Genomic DNA, 18,180 nt, shown 5'->3' with positions numbered 1-18,180 from the left:
GATGGCACAGGAATGGGAAGCCGGTCGCCTGGACAGTGACCTGGAAGGCGCGGCCTTCGACACCCTGGCGGTACGCGCCGGGCAGCAACGCACCCCGGAGGCGGAACACGGCGAAGCCCTGTTCCCCACCTCCAGCTACGTATTCCGCAGCGCCGCCGACGCCGCCGCGCGCTTCGCCGGCGAGGTGCCGGGCAACGTCTACTCGCGCTACACCAACCCGACCGTGCGCACCTTCGAGGAGCGCATCGCCGCCCTGGAAGGCGCGGAGCAGGCGGTGGCCACCTCCACTGGTATGTCGGCCATCCTCTCGCTGGTGATGACCCACTGCAGCGCCGGCGACCACGTGCTGGTCTCGCGCAGCGTATTCGGCTCGACCATCAGCCTGTTCGAGAAGTACTTCAAGCGCTTCGGCGTGCAGGTGGACTACCCGCCGCTGAGCGACCTCAAGGCCTGGGAAGCGGCCATCAAGCCGAACACCCGGCTGCTGTTCGTCGAGTCGCCGTCCAACCCCCTGGCCGAGCTGGTGGACATCGCCGCCCTGGCCGAGATCGCCCACGCCCATGGCGCGCTGCTGGCGGTGGACAACTGCTTCTGCACCCCGGCGCTGCAGCAGCCACTGAAGCTCGGCGCCGACGTGGTGATCCACTCGGCGACCAAGTACATCGACGGCCAGGGCCGCAGCATGGGCGGCGTGGTCGCCGGCAGCCGCAAGCTGATGGAAGGCGTGGTCGGCTTCCTGCGCACCGCGGGCCCGACCCTCAGCCCGTTCAACGCCTGGATCTTCACCAAGGGTCTGGAAACCCTGCGCGTGCGCATGCAGGCGCATTGCGCCGCGGCCCAGGACGTGGCCGAGTGGCTGGAACAGCAGCCGGGCATCGAGCGCGTCTACTACGCCGGCCTTGCCAGCCACCCGCAGCATGAGCTGGCCAAGCGGCAGCAGAAGGGCTTCGGCGCGGTGGTCAGCTTCGAGGTGAAGGGCGACAAGGCCGCGGCCTGGCGCTTCATCGACGCCACCCGGATGATCTCCATCACCACCAACCTGGGTGACACCAAGACCACCATCGCCCACCCGGCGACCACCTCCCACGGCCGCCTGTCGCCGCAGGAGCGCGCGAACGCCGGCATCCGCGACAACCTGATCCGCGTCGCAGTGGGCCTGGAAGACGTCGACGACATCAAGAAGGACCTGGCACGAGGCCTGGCGGCACTGTGAGCGACCTGGCATCGATCATCGGAAACGGCAAGGTCGCGCTGGTCACCGGCGCGGCGCGGGGCATCGGCCTGGGGATCGGCGCCTGGCTGATCGCCGAGGGCTGGCAGGTGGTGCTGGTCGACCAGGACCGCGAGCGCGGCGCCAAGGTCGCCGAGGCGCTGGGCGACAAGGCCTGGTTCATCGCCCTGGACGTGTCCCAGGAGAGCCAGGTGGCGCAGACCGTGGCCGAGGTGCTCGGGCAGTTCGGCCGCCTCGACGCCGTGGTGTGCAACGCGGCCATCGCCCGCCCGGGCATCACGCCCCTGGAGAGCCTGACGCTCAACGAGTGGAACCGCACCCTGGCGGTGAACCTCAGCGGCCCGATGCTGCTGGCCAAGCACTGCGCGCCCTACCTGCGGGCGCACCAGGGCAGCATCGTCAACATCGCCTCGACCCGCGCGCACCAGTCCGAACGCAGCTCCGAAGCCTACGCGGCGAGCAAGGGCGGCCTCCTGGCGCTGACCCACGCGCTGGCCATGAGCCTGGGCCCGGAAATCCGCGTCAACGCGGTCAGCCCCGGCTGGATCGATGCCCGCGATCGCCACGAGCGCGAAGCGGTGCCGCTCACCGAGCTGGATCACGACCAGCACCCGGTCGGCCGCGTCGGCACGGTGGAAGACGTCGCCGCGCTGGTGGCCTGGCTGCTGGGCGACAACGCCGGCTTCGTCAGCGGCCAGGAGTTCGTCGTCGACGGCGGCATGACGCGCAAGATGATCTATCTCGACTGAGGTCGGGATGGTGACGGAGGAGGGCGGCCCGGGGGCCGCCCTTTTTCGTTTGGGCCCGGCGGCCGGATCGCGGACGGAGTCCTACGTTCCAGGCGAGCGTGGCTTCTCGTAGGAGCGAGCTTGCTCGCGAACAAACGCGGTGCCATGCGGTTCGCGAGCAAGCTCGCTCCTACGAAGAGCAACTAGGCGCAGGCCGCGAGACAGTTGCTCCTACGTCCGAGCTTCCCTGGAACTGTGGGAGCGCGGGAGGCGGGGCAGCGTAGGAGCGGACTCCGTCCGCGATTGTCCGCTACCGAAACCCGACACAAAAACGGCGGATAACGCCGTGGGCGTCATGCGCCCTACGCAGGGATCCGTGCATTCGCGTTTCTGCGAACGCGAAATTCCAAAAAAAATTCAATCAGGGCATTGACTTAGGATTCGTCCCCGGTAGAATGCGCCCCACTTCGAGACGAAGGGTGATTAGCTCAGCTGGGAGAGCATCTGCCTTACAAGCAGAGGGTCGGCGGTTCGATCCCGTCATCACCCACCATCTCGCAAGTTACGCGCAGCGGTAGTTCAGTCGGTTAGAATACCGGCCTGTCACGCCGGGGGTCGCGGGTTCGAGTCCCGTCCGCTGCGCCATCTTCCCCCTCCTGGAGTTCACTACCCCGAACTCGCCGCCACGTAGAGCGCAAGCTCCGTAGCGACAGGCAGGATGGAAGGCTGCAACACCCTTGGACGCAAGTCCAGCCGACGCGCAGCGGTAGTTCAGTCGGTTAGAATACCGGCCTGTCACGCCGGGGGTCGCGGGTTCGAGTCCCGTCCGCTGCGCCATATTCAAAGCCCTCAGGCAGTCATGCCTGGGGGCTTTTTCGTTGCGCCGGGAAAACCCGCGGTCATGCGGAGGTCATCCGGGCCGTCCAGGCTGGACCCATTGCCTTCAATGGACGACCCAGGAAGAACTGCTCGAAGCACGCCGCGCCGAGTGCGATCCGCCGGAGCCGACGGACGACGCCACCGAGATGTGATCAGCCGGCCTGCCGCTGCGTGCGGCGGTATTCCCCCGGCGGCTGGCCGCTCCAGCGCTTGAAGGCGCGCTGGAAGGCCTCGGCCGAGGCGAAGCCGAGCAGGTAGGCGATCTCGCCGAAGGCCAGGTCCGTGTCGCGGATGTAGATCATCGCCAGGTCGCGGCGCGTCTCGTTGAGGATGCTGCGGAACTGCGTGCCTTCCTCGGCCAGCTTGCGACGCAGCGTCCAGGTCGGCAGCTTGAGGCGCGCAGCGACTTCCTCCAGGTCCGGCTCGCGGCCGTTGAGCAGCGGCCCCAGCAGTTGCACCACGCGTTCGCGCAGGCTGCGGGTGCGCGTCAACTGCTCCAGTTCCTTCTCGCAGAGTTCCAGCAGCTGGCGCCAGGTGCTCGGGCAATGTTCGCGGTTGCCGAGGGAGAGCGTGGCCTGGTCGAGGCGGAAGCGGTTGGCGCCGGCGCCGAACTCCACCGGGCAGCTGAAGAATTCCTCGTAGCGCGCCGCGTAGTCCGGCGCCGGGTACTCGATCTCCACCCGCAGCGGGCGCACCGCCTGCCCGGCGATGCGGCCGAGGTAGCTGAGCCAGCCGGCCAGCACCGAATCCACCACGAAGCGGTTGTAGGCGTTGTAGGGGCTGATGGAGTAGAAGCTCAGCCAGGCGCCGCCGGCGTCCTCGGCGAGGCTCGAGCGGCCGCGGTAGTTCTGCGCGTAGAGCGGCTCGAAGCGGATCAGCGCGCGGCTGGCGGCGCGCAGGTCGGGGGCCAGGGCGGCGCTGACGCCGGCCAGGCCCAGCTGCTGGATGCGGCTGAACTGGCCCATGCGCAGGCCCAGCGCGGGGTCGCCGCTGAGCTGGATGGCGGCATGGCCCAGGCGCATGTAGCGCGGGATCGACAGGCGTCCGCCGGGCTCGGCCAGGCGCGCCGCGTCCAGGCCATACTGCAGCAGCAGGGGCTGCGCCGGCACGCCGCGCTCTTCCAGGGCGTCGGCCAGGCCGTGGACGAAACCTATGGAGAGGTCGCCCAGCCGCATGCCCGGTTGCTTCATGGTCACAGCCAGAGGTTGATCAGGCGCGCGCCCGGGCCGTCCTCGGCGAGCTGCTGGCCGCCGCGGTCGACCACCAGGCCGGGGCCGGAGCTGCCCAGGTCCCACAACTGCCCGCGCAGGAACACCGCGATGCCGGCCTGGGCGCCGCTGGCGGCCAGGCGTCCGCCGAGGGCCAACTGCTGCCAGGCCTCGCCTTCGCTCAGCGCGCCGGGCTTGAGCTGCACGTCGGAAGGCGTGCGCGCGCCGTTGTAGCCGCGCCAGGGCCGCTGCCACTGGCCGTTGCCGGTGAGGAAGGCGGGCACCGCCAGCAGCTCGACCTTTTCCGAGGCCAGCACCGCGTAGTTGATCGGGTACCAGGCGTCGGCGCAGATCAGCACGCCCAGGCGCCCGGCGGGGGTCTGCAGCACCTGCAGGTTGTCGCTGTGGCCGGCGCGGATGAAAGGCTTCTCGTCGTCGATGGGGAAGACCTTGCGCTGCGGCTGGCCCAGGGGCTTGCCGTCGCTGCCGAACACCAGGCTGGCGTTGTACAGGCTGCCGTTGCCGGTGACCAGCACGCCGTCCTCCACCTTGGGGTTGGGCAGGACGATGGAGCCGGCCACCAGGGTCACGCCGAACTGCCGGGCCAGGCCGCCGAACAGCGTCTGGTAGTCGTGGGCCATGTCCACCGCCTTCATGCGGAACAGGGCGTCGGTGAAGCGGTCGCGACCCTTGGCGATGAGCCAGCCGCGGGCCAGCTTCACCGGGTTGCTGACGGCCATCCACTTCATGGCCTCGGCCAGGTGCTGCGCCTGGTAGACCTCGGGTTTCTCGCCGGCGGCCACCAGCCAGGTGCCGATGTGCTCGGGGAACACCACCACCGTGCGCGGGCCGAGCAGGCCCTCGCTGCGGGCCTTCTCCAGGTAGGCCGCAAGCTTCAGGCGCAGGCGCTCGACGTTCTGGTAGTCGGCGGCGTAGAGCTCCGGCTGCACGCCGAGCAGGTTGCCGCGTTCGGAGGGCGCGCCCTGGTTCAGCACCACCTGGCTGCGCAGGTCGGACAGGTAGTGGCCCACCGGGCGGCGCTCGGCCCAGCCGGCGTAGGCGGCGAAGAGGGTGACCAGGATGAGGAATGTCAGCTTGCGCATGCAGGGCTCCGGGACTGGCTGCCAGGGTAGGGGAGCGGCGCCGGCTTGCCAAGCCGTGCTGTCATCTTCGATCAGTAAGTTGTCATTTCCGGTCATTGAGCGCGCCCCGGGCGCTGCTTAGAGTCTGCCCCATACCGACCGTGGCCCGTCCGAGGCCCCGGCAACCATGCCCGATGTGGAGGAATCATGACCGCCGCCCGCTACCCGCACCTGCTCGCGCCCCTGGACCTGGGCTTCACCACCCTGCGCAACCGCACCCTGATGGGCTCGATGCACACCGGCCTGGAAGAGAAGCCGAACGGCTTCGAGCGCATGGCCGCCTACTTCGCCGAGCGCGCCCGCGGCGGCGTCGGCCTGATGGTCACCGGCGGCATCGGCCCGAACGAGGAAGGCGGCGTGTACGCCGGCGCGGCCAAGCTGACCACCGTCGAGGAAGCCGAGAAGCACAAGGTCGTCACCCAGGCGGTGCACGAGGCCGGCGGCAAGATCTGCATGCAGATCCTCCACGCCGGGCGCTACGCCTACAGTCCGAAATCCGTGGCGCCCAGCGCCATCCAGGCGCCGATCAACCCGTTCAAGCCGCGCGAGCTGGACGAGGAAGGCATCCAGAAGCAGATCCAGGACTTCGTCACCTGCTCCGTGCTGGCCCAGCAGGCCGGGTACGACGGCGTCGAGATCATGGGTTCGGAAGGCTACTTCATCAACCAGTTCCTGGTCGCCCACACCAACCAGCGCACCGACCGCTGGGGCGGCAGCTACGAGAACCGCATGCGCTTGCCGGTGGAGATCGTCCGCCGCGTGCGCGAGGCGGTGGGGCCGAACTTCATCATCATCTACCGCCTGTCGATGCTCGACCTGGTGGAGGGCGGCAGCACCTGGGACGAGATCGTCCTGCTGGCCAAGGCCATCGAAAAGGCCGGCGCGACCATCATCAATACCGGCATCGGCTGGCACGAGGCGCGCATCCCGACCATCGCCACCAAGGTGCCGCGCGCAGCCTTCACCAAGGTCACCGCCAAGCTGCGCGGCGAGGTGGGTATCCCGCTGTGCACCACCAACCGCATCAATACCCCGGAGGTAGCCGAGCAGGTGCTGGCCGAGGGCGACGCCGACATGGTCTCCATGGCCCGGCCGTTCCTCGCCGACCCGGACTTCGTCAACAAGGCCGCCGAAGGCCGCGCGGACGAGATCAACACCTGCATCGGCTGCAACCAGGCGTGCCTGGACCACACCTTCGGCGGCAAGCTGACCAGCTGCCTGGTCAACCCGCGCGCCTGCCACGAGACCGAGCTGAACTACATCCCCACCACCCACGTGAAGAAGATCGCCGTGGTGGGCGCCGGCCCGGCCGGCCTGGCCGCCGCCACCGTGGCCGCCGAGCGTGGCCACCAGGTGACCCTGTTCGACGCCGCCGGCGAGATCGGCGGGCAGTTCAACGTGGCCAAGCGCGTGCCGGGCAAGGAAGAGTTCTACGAGACCCTGCGCTACTTCAAGCGCAAGCTGGAGACCACCGGCGTCGACGTGCGCCTGAACACCCGCGTGTCGGTCGACGACCTGGCCAAGGGCGGCTTCGACGAGATCCTCCTGGCCACCGGCATCGTCCCGCGCACCCCGGCCATCCCCGGCATCGACAGCCCGAAGGTGATCAGCTACCTGGACGCCATCCTCGAACGCAAGCCGGTGGGGCGGAAGGTGGCGGTGATCGGCGCCGGCGGCATCGGCTTCGACGTTTCCGAGTACATCACCCACGACGGCGAGTCCACCAGCCTGGACCGCCATGCCTTCTGGAAGGAGTGGGGCATCGACGAGGCCCTGGAGGCCCGCGGCGGCGTCGCCGGCATCCAGCCGCACCCGCATGCCGCGGCGCGCCAGGTGTTCCTGCTGCAGCGCAAGAAGTCCAAGGTCGGCGACGGCCTGGGCAAGACCACCGGCTGGATCCACCGCACCGGGCTGAAGAACAAGCGGGTGCAGATGCTCAACAGCGTCGAGTACCTCAAGGTCGATGACGCCGGCCTGCACATCCGCATCGGCGAAGAAGGCGAGCCGCAGGTGCTGCCGGTGGATACCGTGGTCGTCTGCGCCGGCCAGGAGCCGCTGCGCGAGCTGCACGACGGCCTGGTCGCCGCCGGGCAGAAGGTGCACCTGATCGGCGGCGCCGACGTGGCCGCCGAGCTGGACGCCAAGCGCGCCATCAACCAGGGCTCGCGCCTGGCCGCAGAACTCTGATCCACCGTCCCTGCCGCCCGGACGCGCTGTCCGGGCGGCAAAGGGCGGAACCCGTCACAGTTTTCCGTCTGTCGTACGTCGCTTTCTTACGAACGGCCGAGCGACTGCCAACCCAGTCACATTGCCTGCGTCACCATTTCCCCTAGACTTGCCCCGGCACCGGTGCGCTCGAGGCCCGGCCGCCGGCCCCTCTGCGGGCCCAACCCTGTTCGCGACAGTCCAGAGGTCCCGTCATGAGCCTGCAGAAGAAGCCTCAGATGGTCGAGGCCGTGGCCTTCTTCGATGAGCGAGGCATCTGCAAGCAGATGCTCTATCCCGAATTCGAGGCCCTGCTCGACAACGTCGTGCAGATGCACGAATACGCCGACCGGCAGATGCGCCTGGCCTACGTGCTGATCAACGCGCGCCTGCAGGTCAAGGCGGCGGTGTTCTTCTACCTGGATTTCGACGACAACGGCGAGGCCGACCGCGGCTGGAACCTGCCGCTGCGCCAGCTCGCCGACCGCGCCGGGCGCGGCCCGGACATGGGCGCCGGGCCCATCCGCCTGGCCTGCCGCAGCCAGTGCCCGGTGTCCTGGCACCAGATGCACCTGTGGGACCCGAGCCTGGTGACGGGCAACAACCACCTGGTGATGTTGCGCGACGCCATCCGCCGCAACCACCTCGGCCTGCTGGTCGAGGAAGAGCCCGTCGCCGTCGAGCCGCAGCGCCTGAAGGTCGCCGCCGAGCACCAGTGGTACGCGGCGCCGGCGGAAGACCCGCGGGAGCAGGCCGAGAAGCTGGCCCAGGCGATGCTCGAGGAACAGCGGCAGAAGACCGCCGAGCTGCTCGGCCAGCAGGCCTCGCGCCTGTCCAGCCTGAGCCAGCAGCACGAGCAGGAACTGCAGCGCCTGCGCCTGGGCGCCGAGGAACAGGTCAAGGTGCTGCAGGCCGAGCTGGCTGCGCTGCGCGAGGGGCTCAAGCGCGAGGAAGAGATCAACGCCGGCCTGCGCCGCGAGCTGGACGAGCGGGTGGACGGCTTCCAGCGCGGCCGCGAGGAGCTGACCGCGCAACTGCGCAGCATCGAGCAGCAGGGGCGCGTGGAGCTGGAGGAGCTGCGCGCGCAATTCGAAGGCGAGGCCGATGCCAAGGTCGCGGCGGTGATCGCCCAGTACAAGGAACAGCTGGCGGTGCGCGACGCCGAGCTGAGCTACCGCAGCGAGCTGGACCGCCAGCTGCAGCAGGACAACGAGGCCCTGCGCCGCGAGCTGGCCGCCCAGGCGGCGCGGGCGGAGAGCGATGCGCTGCTGGAGAAGCTGACCTCGCTCGGGGTGATCTTCGTCGTCTATCATCCCGGCGCCGGGCACCTGACCATTCCCCTGCAGGACATCCCGCGCTACCAGGAAAACCCCATGGCCTACGCCGCCGCCAAATGCTTCGTCTCCGAAGCCCAGTATCGCCAGTGGCTGGCCCACTACCAGCAGCCGACCTGCGACGGCCACCTGTCCAACGGCGAACGTTGCGCGCTGCCGGTCGACCGGGTGGATACCCCCGGCCGTTTCGTCGACGGCGACAGCAACTGCTGCGCCCGGCACAAGACCAGCGGCGGTCTGCGCGGCGTGACCGCGGGCTAGGTGGCCGCCCTGCGATTTCCCGACTGGCGCCCGTTACCCCCGCTGCAACAGGTGCGCCTCGACTGGCTGGAGCGGGCCGGCGTCGAGCTGGCCCTGTTGCGCCTGGACCAGGTCGACGAGCGGGTGTCCGGCAACAAGTGGTTCAAGCTGGCGCCCTACCTGCGCCAGGCCGCCGAGCAGGGCCTGGACGGCCTGATCAGCCTCGGCGGCGCCCATTCCAACCACCTGCACGCCCTGGCCGCCGCCGGCCAGCGCTTCGGCTTCGCCAGCGTCGGCCTGCTGCGCGGCAACGAGCAGGACACGCCCACGGTGCGCGACCTGCGCGCCTGGGGCATGCAACTGCACTGGCTCGGCTACGCCGGCTACCGTGAGCGCCATGCCGAAGGCTTCTGGGATACCTGGCGGGAACGCTACCCACGCCTGCTGGCGGTGGACGAGGGCGGTGGCGGCCTGCCCGGTGCGCTGGGCTGCGCGCCGCTGGTGGCGCAGTTGCCCGGGCAACTGCCGGGCATCGGCTGGAACGGCTACGACCAGCTCTGGGCCGCCTGTGGCACCGGCACCACCCTGGCCGGGCTGGTGCTGGGCGAGCGGGGAGCGCACCCGGTGACCGGCGCCCTGGCGGTTCCGCCCGGCCATGGCGTGGAGGCCATGCTGCCGCGCCTGCTGGCCGAGGCGGGGCGCGAAGACGCCGGCTATCGCCTGCTGGACGCCAGCCGCGGCGGTTTCGGCAAGGTGGACGCCGGGCTGGCGCGGTTCATGGCCGACTTCGAGGCGGCGACCGGCGTGCCGCTGGAGCCGCTGTACACCGGCAAGCTGCTGCTGGCCCTTCATGACGAGGTATGTGCTGGCCGTGTGCCTCCTGGCAGCCGGTTGATCGCCGTGCACAGCGGTGGCCTGCAGGGGCGGCGGGCGATGGAAGAGCGCTTGCGGCGATTGCCGTAGGGCATTCGTGCGCGCCAGCCGGGCATACCGACGCCATTCCCCTGCGCGCGAAATCGCGGGCAGGGCCCGCTCCTACAGGTATGTGCCGTACCCCACGGCGAACACGTAGGGCGAATAACGCGAAGCGTTATCCGCCGATCGGACGGCTCATCTGGCACCCATATGGCCATGGCGCTCGGACCGGCGGCGGATAACCGCGAACGGTTATGCGCCCTACGGTTTCTGGAGGGCACGGACGTAGGCGCGACTGTCTTGCCGACCGCGCCGCGCTGCTCTTCGTAGGAGCGAGCCATGCTCCTCTCAATGGGAATACCCGTTATGCACTCTTGGCCACTGGTCCCCGACCAGGAACAGCCGCTCGGCCTCGTGCCATTCGCCCCGGTCCTGCTCCAGGCGCACCAGCAGCTGGGGAAAGGCGTCCGCCGGCAGTTGCGCCAGCCAGGCGTCGAAGCGTTCCGGCGTCCAGCTCTCGTCGTCGGCCTTGCGAGCCGGGGCCAGCCATTCGCCGCGTGGCAGCGGCTGCCAGCGGCCCGCGCCCTGGGCGCGGTACAGGGGCCAGTGGCGGCGGTGCAGCCAGGAACCGCCGAGGTGCTCGGGGTTGGCGCCTTCCGGCGCCGGGCACTCGCCGGGCCAGGGGTAGAACAGGTAGCCGCCCAGCCAGAGCGCGGCTTGCACCGGGGCCTGGCTGAAACCGGCGACCAGCGCGCGGCCGTGCGGGCTGGAGGAGAGCGGCAGCTGGTGCTCGCGCAGGTGGCGCAGCTTGTTCGCCAGGCGGTCCTCGGCGCCGGGGCCCAGCCAGTCCTCCGGGCCTTCGCGGCTGGGGCCCAGGTAGAGCTTGATGGCCAGCTCGAAATGGTGCAGGCCGTCGTCGTCTTCCAGTAGCAGGTCCAGCTCGCCCAGGGTGTGGCCGTTGTCGCGCACCGCCAGGTTGGCGCCGAGCAGGCGCAGGTCGGGGGCCTGCTGCAGGGCGAACTGCCAGAGGCGCTCGTAGTAGCGCCCCAGGCGTTGCTGTGGCGAACGCTGCAGCCAGGCCCGCAGCGCCTCGCTGTCGCTTTCCTGCGCGCGCAGCCAGTCTTCCAGAAGCCGTGGCTCGGCCAGCCAGCGGCTCGCCGCCAGCGGATGGCGCAGGGGCAGGGGGCCGGCATCCAGCAGGGGTTCGGCGAGCAGGGTCCAGGCGAGGTCGCGCACCGCGGGTTGGCGCAGTTCGGCTAGCAGCTCTTCGAGCAGATGGGCGGTCGGCTTCATTTGTGCAGCCTAGCCGAACGCCCGCGCTGCCGCGCGGGTTTGCCGCTGTTCGGGGGTTTCCCCCATAATTCCGTCATTCCCGCTCGCACCGCCGCCTGGAGTCTCATGGAATCCTTTCGCAATATCGGCATCATCGGCCGCCTCGGCAGCACCCAGGTGCTGGAAACCATCCGTCGGCTGAAGCGCTTCCTGACCGAGCGGCACCTGCACGTGATCCTCGAGGACACCATCGCCGAAGTGCTGCCCGGCCACGGCCTGCAGACCTGCTCGCGGAAGATCATGGGCGAGATCTGCGACCTGGTGATCGTCGTCGGCGGCGACGGCAGCATGCTCGGCGCGGCGCGCGCGCTGGCCCGGCACAAGGTGCCGGTGCTGGGCATCAACCGCGGCAGCCTGGGCTTCCTCACCGACATCCGCCCGGACGAGCTGGAGACCAAGGTGGCCGAGGTGCTCGGCGGCCAGTACATCGTCGAGAGCCGCTTCCTGCTGGACGCCCAGGTGCGCCGCCACGGCGAGTCCATCGGCCAGGGCGACGCGCTCAACGACGTGGTGCTGCACCCCGGCAAGTCGACGCGGATGATCGAGTTCGAACTGCACATCGACGGCCAGTTCGTCTGCAGCCAGAAGGCCGACGGCCTGATCGTCGCCACGCCCACCGGCTCCACCGCCTACTCGCTGTCCGCCGGCGGGCCGATCATGCACCCGAAGCTGGACGCCATCGTCATCGTGCCCATGTACCCGCACACCCTGTCCAGCCGGCCCATCGTGGTCGACGGCAACAGCGAGCTGAAGATCGTGGTGTCGCCGAACATGCAGATCTACCCGCAGGTCTCCTGCGACGGGCAGAACCACTTCACCTGCGCGCCGGGCGACATGGTCACGGTGAGCAAGAAGCCGCAGAAGCTGCGCCTGATCCACCCGATCGACCACAACTACTACGAGGTCTGCCGGACCAAGCTCGGCTGGGGCAGCCGCCTGGGGAGCGCCGAGTGAGCGAACTCGACCCGGGCCGTGGCTACGACCTGATCGGCGACGTCCACGGCTGCGCGCACACCCTCGACCGCCTGCTGGAGCAGCTGGGCTACCAGTTGCACGGCGGCGTGTGGCGCCACCCAAGGCGCCAGGCGCTGTTCCTCGGCGACATCGTCGACCGCGGCCCGCGCATCCGCGAGGCCCTGCACCGGGTGCACGACATGGTCGCCGCCGGCGAGGCCCTGTGCATCATGGGCAACCACGAATTCAACCTGCTCGGCTGGTCCACCCCGGCGGCGCCGGGCAGCGGCCGCCAGTACGTGCGCGAGCACACCCCGCGGCACGCGCGGCTGATCCAGGAGACCCTCGACCAGTTCGAGGGCCACCCCGGCGACTGGCGCGATTTCCTCGGCTGGTTCCAGCAGCTGCCGCTGTTCCTCGACGCCGGGCGCTTCCGCATGGTCCATGCCTGCTGGGACAACGGGCTGATCGACTCGCTGCGCCGGCAGTTCCCCGACGGGCGCATCGACGAGGCCTTCGTCCAGACTTCCGCCGCGCACGGCAGCTTCGCCTACCAGGTGTGCAACCGGCTGCTGCGCGGCACCGACATGCGCCTGCCCCACGGCATGACGCTGACCGGCAGCGACGGCTTCACCCGGGCCTTCTTCCGCACCAAGTTCTGGGAGGAGGACCGCGAGCCGGAGACCTACGGCGATATCGTCTTCCAGCCCGACGCGCTGCCCGACGAGGTGGCCGCCGAGCGCCTGAGCGCCGAGCAGAAGTCCAGCCTGCTGAGCTACGGCGCCGACCAGCCGCTGCTGTTCGTCGGCCACTACTGGCGCAGCGGCACGCCGGCGCCGATCCGCCCGAACCTGGCCTGCCTGGACTACAGCGCGGTCATGTACGGCAAGCTGGTGGCCTACCGGCTGGACCAGGAGACGCGCCTGCAGCGCGACAAGTTCGTCTGGGTGGACGTGAAGCGTCCGGGAGAGGATGAGTGAGTGCGGTAGTAGCCATGCGCCTGCCCCTGGCGGCGGACCTCGCCGGTTTCGTCGGCCTGCTGCAGCGCCTGAACGTACCCTTCCGGGTCAGCGAGGAGGCCGGCGAACAGGTGCTCTGGGTGCCGGACGAAAGCCTCGCCGAGCAGGTGCGTGACCTCTACCGGCGCTACCCCCAGGGCGACCCCGAGCTGGCCGCCACGGCCCAGCCACGGCGCCGCGGGCCGGGTTTCCTGGCCCAGGTCCGGGCCAGCAAGGTGACCACCGCGGTGCTGCTGGTGACCTTCGTGGTCGCCGCCCTGACGTTGCTTGGCGGCAACCCGGACACCCTGCGCTGGTTCACCTTCCAGGACTTCCAGCTGGTCGGCAGCGACCGGGTGATGTTCCAGCCGCTGGCCGACGGCCTGGCGGCGGGGCAGTGGTGGCGCCTGTTCACGCCCATGCTGATCCACTTCGGCTGGCTGCACCTGGCGATGAACGCCATGTGGTACTGGGAGCTGGGCCGGCGCATCGAGTACCGCCAGGGCGGCATCCTGCTGCTGGGCCTGAGCCTGGGCTTCGGCCTAGTGTCCAACGTCGTGCAGTACCTGGCTTCCGGGCCGAGCCTGTTCGGCGGCCTGTCCGGGGTGCTCTACGGCCTGCTCGGGCACTGCTGGATCTTCCAGCTGCTGGCGCCGACCCCGGCCTACCGCCTGCCCAGGGGCGTAGTGGCGATGATGCTGATCTGGCTGCTGGTGTGCCTGTCCGGCGTCATCGACCTGCTGGGCTTCGGCTCCATCGCCAACGGCGCCCACGTCGGCGGGCTGGTGATCGGCTGCCTGACCGGCGCGCTGGGCGGGCTGCTGGCGCGCGGGCGCGGCGCCTAGAGGTTCGCGAGCAAGCTCGCTCCTGCAGGGAGCACCGCTTTTCGTAGGAGCGAGCTTGCTCGCGAACCCACCACCTGACCTGTGCCCGTGCGCCGAAGCGCCGGGCCCGGTAGAATGCCGGTTTTGCCCCCAGCAGGAGCCGGCCCCATGTCGTCCTTCGCCGAAACCATCGAGAACATCACCCCGGAAATCTACGAGGGCCTCAAGCTCGCCGTGGAGATCGGCAAGTGGCCGGACGGCCGCAAGCTCACCCAGGAGCAGAAGGAACTGTGCCTGCAGGCGATGATCGCCTGGGAGCTGCAGAACCTGCCCGAAGACCAGCGCACCGGCTACATGGGCCCGCAGGCGTGCGAGTCCCACGCCGAGCCGATCCCCAACATCCTCTTCTCGTCCAATTCGCTGCACTGATGGCCGGGTTTTGATGGAAGAGCTTGGACGCGGCGCCCTGAGCAAGATGTCGGCGCGCCTGGAAAGCCCCGTGCAGTACGCCTTCCGCCTCGGCGACGAGGAGCTGGCGGTCAACCCGCTGATCGGCAGGACGGTGCGCCTGGAGTACCTGGGCGCGATCTTCTGCTGCCATTGCGGGCGCAAGACGAAGAAAAGCTTCAGCCAGGGCTACTGCTACCCCTGCTTCACCAAGCTGGCGCAATGCGACAGCTGCATCGTCAGCCCGGAAAAGTGCCACTACGACGATGGCACCTGCCGCGAGCCGGCGTGGGGCGAGCGCTTCTGCATGACCGACCACGTGGTCTACCTGGCCAACTCCTCGGGGGTGAAGGTGGGCATCACCCGCGCCACCCAGGTGCCGACCCGCTGGATCGACCAGGGCGCGCGCCAGGCGCTGCCGATCCTGCGCGTGGCCACGCGCCAGCAGTCCGGGCTGGTCGAGGACCTGCTGCGCAGCCAGGTGGCCGACCGCACCAACTGGCGCGCCCTGCTCAAGGGCGAGGCCGAGCCGCTGGACCTGGCGGCCATCCGCGAGCAGCTGTTCGACCACTGCGCCGAGGGCTTGCGCGAGCTGCAACAGCGCTTCGGCCTGCAGGCGATCCAGCCGGTGACCGACCTCGAACCGATCGAGATCCGCTACCCGGTGGAGGCCTATCTGGCCAAGATCACCAGCTTCGATCTGGACAAGACGCCGGTGGTGGAGGGTACCCTGCAAGGCATCAAGGGCCAGTACCTGATCTTCGACACCGGCGTCATCAATATCCGTAAGTACACAGCTTATCAGCTGGCTATCAGCTATGAGCCTCAAGCGGCAAGCTGAGCCGGCGAACAACGAACCTGCAGCGTAAAGCCTGGAGCTTGCAGCTGCCCGGAGGGCCACCATGCGCACTGATCAACCGAAAGTCATCTACCTCAAGGATTACCAGGCGCCCGAGTACCTGATCGACGAGACCAACCTGACCTTCGAACTGTACGAGGACCACACCCTGGTCCACGCGCAACTGGTCATGCGCCGCAACCCCGAGCGCGGCGAGGGCCTGCCGCCGCTGGTGCTCGACGGCCAGCAGCTGGAGCTGCAGTGGGTGGCCCTGGACGACCGGGTACTGGAGGAGGGCGACTACCAGTTGGACGAGAACCACCTGACCCTGCAGCCCACCGCCCGGCAGTTCACCGTCGACAGCACGGTGCGCATCCACCCGGAGAGCAACACCGCGCTGGAAGGCCTGTACAAGTCCGGCAAGATGTTCTGCACCCAGTGCGAGGCCGAGGGCTTCCGCAAGATCACCTACTACCTCGACCGCCCGGACGTGATGAGCAGCTTCACCACCACCGTCTCGGCCGAGCAGCACAGGTACCCGGTGCTGCTGTCCAACGGCAACCCGGTGGCCAGCGGCTCGGAAGAGGACGGGCGGCACTGGGCCACCTGGCAGGACCCGTTCAGGAAGCCGGCCTACCTGTTCGCCCTGGTCGCCGGCGACCTCTGGGCGGTGGAAGACACCTACACCACCCTGAGCGAGCGCGAGGTCGCCCTGCGCATCTACGTCGAGCCGGAGAACATCGACAAGTGCCAGCACGCCATGGACAGCCTGAAGAAGGCCATGCGCTGGGACGAGAAGGTCTACGGCCGCGAGTACGACCTGGACATCTTCATGATCGTCGCAGTCAACGACTTCAACATGGGCGCCATGGAGAACAAGGGGCTCAACATCTTCAACTCCAGCTGCGTGCTGGCCAAGGCCGAGACCGCCACCGACGCCGCGCACCAGCGCGTCGAGGGCGTGGTGGCCCACGAGTACTTCCACAACTGGTCGGGCAACCGCGTGACCTGCCGCGACTGGTTCCAGCTGTCGCTCAAGGAAGGCTTCACCGTGTTCCGCGACAGCGAGTTCTCCGCCGACATGAACTCGCGCACCGTCAAGCGCGTGGAGGACGTGGCCTTCCTGCGCACCAACCAGTTCGCCGAGGACGCCGGCCCCATGGCCCACCCGGTGCGCCCGGACTCGTTCATCGAGATTTCCAACTTCTACACCCTGACCGTCTACGAGAAGGGCTCGGAAGTGGTGCGCATGATCCACACCCTGCTCGGCGCCGAGGGCTTCCGCAAGGGCACCGACCTGTACTTCGAGCGCCATGACGGCCAGGCGGTGACCTGCGACGACTTCGTCAAGGCCATGGAAGACGCCAACGGCGTCGACCTGACGCAGTTCAAGCGCTGGTACAGCCAGTCCGGCACCCCGCGCCTGGCGGTGGAGGAAAGCTACGACGCGGCGGCGCAGAGCTACACTCTGACCTTCCGCCAGAGCTGCCCGCCGTCCCCGGGCCAGCAGGTCAAGCAGCCCTTCGTCATCCCGGTGGAAATGGGCCTGCTCGACGCCCTGGGCAACCCGCTGCCGCTGCGCCTGGCCGGCGAGGAGCATGCCCACGGCAGCAACCGCGTGCTGCAGGTGACCGAGGCGGAGCAGTCCTTCACCTTCGTCGGCCTGGCCGATAAGCCGCTGCCCTCGTTGCTGCGCGGCTTCTCCGCGCCGGTGAAGCTGAGCTTCCCCTACGACCGCGACCAGCTGATGTTCCTCATGCAGTACGACGAGGACGGCTTCAACCGCTGGGAAGCCGGCCAGCAGCTCTCGGTGCAGGTGCTCCAGGAGCTGATCGGCCAGCACCAGCGCGGCGAGCCACTGGTGCTCGACGAGCGCCTGCTCAGCGTCTTCCACACCCTGCTGCAGGACAACGCGCTGGACCAGGCGATGGTCGCCGAGATGCTCTCGCTGCCCAGCGAGGCCTACCTCACCGAACTGAGCGAGGTGGCCGACGTCGAGGCCATCCACGCCGCCCGCGAGTTCACCCGCAAGCGCATCGCCGAGGCCCTGCGCGAGCCGCTGTGGCAGCGTTACCAGGCCAACCGCGAGACCTCGCGCAAGACCCCGTACGTGGCCGAGGCCGAGCACATCGCCCGGCGCAGCCTGCAGAACATCGCGCTGTCCTACCTGATGCTGGTGGGCGGCGACGAGGTGCTGGCGGCCTGCCTGGAGCAGTACGAGTCCTGCGACAACATGACCGAACGCCTGACCGCCCTGGCGGTGCTGGTCAACTCGCCGTACGACGACGAGAAGGCCAAGGGCCTGGAAATGTTCGCCGACTACTTCAAGGACAACCCGCTGGTGATGGACCAGTGGTTCAGCGTGCAGGCCGGCTGCACCCTGCCCGGCGGACTGGAGCGCGTGCAGGCGCTGATGGGCCACCCGGCCTTCACCCTGAAGAACCCGAACAAGATTCGTGCCCTGATCGGCGCCTTCGCCAACCAGAACCTGGTCAACTTCCACCGCGCCGACGGAGCGGGCTACCGCTTCCTGGCCGACCAGGTGATCACCCTCAACGCGCTCAACCCGCAGATCGCCTCGCGCCTGCTGGCGCCGCTGACCCGCTGGCGCAAGTACGCCCCGGCGCGCCAGGGCCTGATGCGCGCCGAGCTGGAGCGCATCCTGGCCTCGGGCGAGCTGTCCAGCGACGTCTACGAGGTGGTGAGCAAGAGCCTCGCCTGACGCTGCGCGCAGCTGGCGGAAAAAGTGTTATCGGCCTTGCCGGTAACACTTTTTTTTCGCCCGTGGATTTGCGTCGAGGTGCTCTTCGCAGGATGGGTATCGCTTCGTGTTCTGCCGGGAGACATGGGTAACAGGTGTCGGGAGACATAGGTAACGCATTTAGGATCACGGAATTGCCGTATC

At 68.9% G+C, this 18,180-nt stretch carries 14 protein-coding genes and 3 tRNA genes; 14 read left to right on the top strand and 3 right to left on the bottom strand.

Going from position 1 to position 18,180, the window contains the following annotated elements:
• Position 1: 1 nt before the first annotated feature.
• The 5 genes from VV867_RS26835 to VV867_RS26815 all read left to right on the top strand — a co-directional run bounded on the left by VV867_RS26835 (position 2) and on the right by VV867_RS26815 (position 2,796).
• Complete coding sequence (locus VV867_RS26835; protein ID WP_109933249.1) at positions 2-1,213, top strand: O-succinylhomoserine sulfhydrylase; 1,212 nt, start codon at positions 2-4, stop codon at positions 1,211-1,213.
• Between the two features lie 5 nt (positions 1,214-1,218).
• Positions 1,219-1,980 carry an SDR family oxidoreductase gene (locus VV867_RS26830; RefSeq protein ID WP_089393829.1) on the top strand — a complete coding sequence of 254 codons (762 nt, stop codon included), beginning with the start codon at positions 1,219-1,221 and terminating at the stop codon, positions 1,978-1,980.
• A gap of 456 nt (positions 1,981-2,436) precedes the next feature.
• Positions 2,437-2,512 (top strand) — tRNA-Val (locus VV867_RS26825).
• A 15-nt stretch (positions 2,513-2,527) separates the two neighbouring features.
• Positions 2,528-2,604: transfer RNA gene (locus VV867_RS26820), tRNA-Asp, on the top strand.
• A gap of 115 nt (positions 2,605-2,719) precedes the next feature.
• Positions 2,720-2,796: transfer RNA gene (locus tag VV867_RS26815), tRNA-Asp, on the top strand.
• Positions 2,797-2,990: 194 nt separating this feature from the next.
• On the opposite strand, the gene VV867_RS26810 is transcribed toward VV867_RS26815, so the two are convergent.
• Together VV867_RS26810 and VV867_RS26805 are read right to left on the bottom strand one after the other, a co-directional pair.
• A complete protein-coding gene (locus tag VV867_RS26810) occupies positions 2,991-4,028 on the bottom strand; it encodes an AraC family transcriptional regulator (RefSeq protein WP_109933519.1) in 1,038 nt (345 codons plus the stop codon).
• Positions 4,029-4,030: 2 nt separating this feature from the next.
• Positions 4,031-5,149, bottom strand: a complete 1,119-nt coding sequence (locus tag VV867_RS26805; RefSeq protein ID WP_109933518.1) for a carbon-nitrogen hydrolase family protein — start codon at positions 5,147-5,149, stop codon at positions 4,031-4,033.
• Positions 5,150-5,335: 186 nt separating this feature from the next.
• Here VV867_RS26805 and VV867_RS26800 point away from each other — a divergent pair, with 186 nt between their 5' ends.
• The 3 genes from VV867_RS26800 (at position 5,336) to VV867_RS26790 (ending at position 9,930) form a co-directional block, all read left to right on the top strand.
• On the top strand, positions 5,336-7,375 hold the full coding sequence (locus VV867_RS26800) for an NADPH-dependent 2,4-dienoyl-CoA reductase (RefSeq protein ID WP_109933517.1): 2,040 nt from the start codon (positions 5,336-5,338) through the stop codon (positions 7,373-7,375).
• Positions 7,376-7,608: 233 nt separating this feature from the next.
• Positions 7,609-8,988, top strand: coding sequence for a chromosome partitioning protein ParA (locus tag VV867_RS26795; protein ID WP_109933516.1), 1,380 nt, complete (start codon positions 7,609-7,611; stop codon positions 8,986-8,988).
• A 42-nt stretch (positions 8,989-9,030) separates the two neighbouring features.
• Positions 9,031-9,930 (top strand): 1-aminocyclopropane-1-carboxylate deaminase/D-cysteine desulfhydrase, encoded by a 900-nt coding sequence (locus VV867_RS26790; protein ID WP_328568021.1) that lies wholly within the window; start codon positions 9,031-9,033, stop codon positions 9,928-9,930.
• Between the two features lie 300 nt (positions 9,931-10,230).
• On the opposite strand, the gene VV867_RS26785 is transcribed toward VV867_RS26790, so the two are convergent.
• Positions 10,231-11,175: a DUF1853 family protein gene (locus tag VV867_RS26785; RefSeq protein ID WP_109933515.1), complete on the bottom strand. Its 945-nt coding sequence runs from the start codon at positions 11,173-11,175 to the stop codon at positions 10,231-10,233.
• Between the two features lie 105 nt (positions 11,176-11,280).
• Between VV867_RS26785 and VV867_RS26780 the strand changes: the two genes are divergently transcribed.
• The 6 genes from VV867_RS26780 (at position 11,281) to pepN (ending at position 17,997) form a co-directional block, all read left to right on the top strand.
• Positions 11,281-12,168, top strand: coding sequence for an NAD(+) kinase (locus VV867_RS26780; protein WP_089393754.1), 888 nt, complete (start codon positions 11,281-11,283; stop codon positions 12,166-12,168).
• Entirely contained in the window at positions 12,165-13,148 is a 984-nt protein-coding gene (locus VV867_RS26775) for a metallophosphoesterase (RefSeq protein ID WP_328568008.1), read from the top strand. Before VV867_RS26780 ends, VV867_RS26775 begins: the two co-directional genes overlap by 4 nt.
• Positions 13,145-14,011 (top strand): rhomboid family intramembrane serine protease, encoded by an 867-nt coding sequence (locus VV867_RS26770; protein ID WP_328568007.1) that lies wholly within the window; start codon positions 13,145-13,147, stop codon positions 14,009-14,011. Before VV867_RS26775 ends, VV867_RS26770 begins: the two co-directional genes overlap by 4 nt.
• 147 nt (positions 14,012-14,158) lie before the next feature.
• A complete protein-coding gene (locus VV867_RS26765) occupies positions 14,159-14,419 on the top strand; it encodes a YeaC family protein (RefSeq protein WP_109933512.1) in 261 nt (86 codons plus the stop codon).
• 13 nt (positions 14,420-14,432) lie between these two features.
• Positions 14,433-15,278: a DUF2797 domain-containing protein gene (locus tag VV867_RS26760; protein ID WP_177412039.1), complete on the top strand. Its 846-nt coding sequence runs from the start codon at positions 14,433-14,435 to the stop codon at positions 15,276-15,278.
• Positions 15,279-15,339: 61 nt separating this feature from the next.
• On the top strand, positions 15,340-17,997 hold the full coding sequence (gene pepN / locus VV867_RS26755; RefSeq protein WP_328568006.1) for an aminopeptidase N: 2,658 nt from the start codon (positions 15,340-15,342) through the stop codon (positions 17,995-17,997).
• The last annotated feature ends 183 nt before the right edge of the window (positions 17,998-18,180 follow it).

It is taken from the genome of Pseudomonas sp. JH-2, assembly GCF_036231725.1.
In the GTDB taxonomy this organism is placed as follows: Bacteria; Pseudomonadota; Gammaproteobacteria; order Pseudomonadales; family Pseudomonadaceae; genus Pseudomonas; species Pseudomonas delhiensis.
This window is presented reverse-complemented; position numbering and strand designations above follow the sequence as displayed.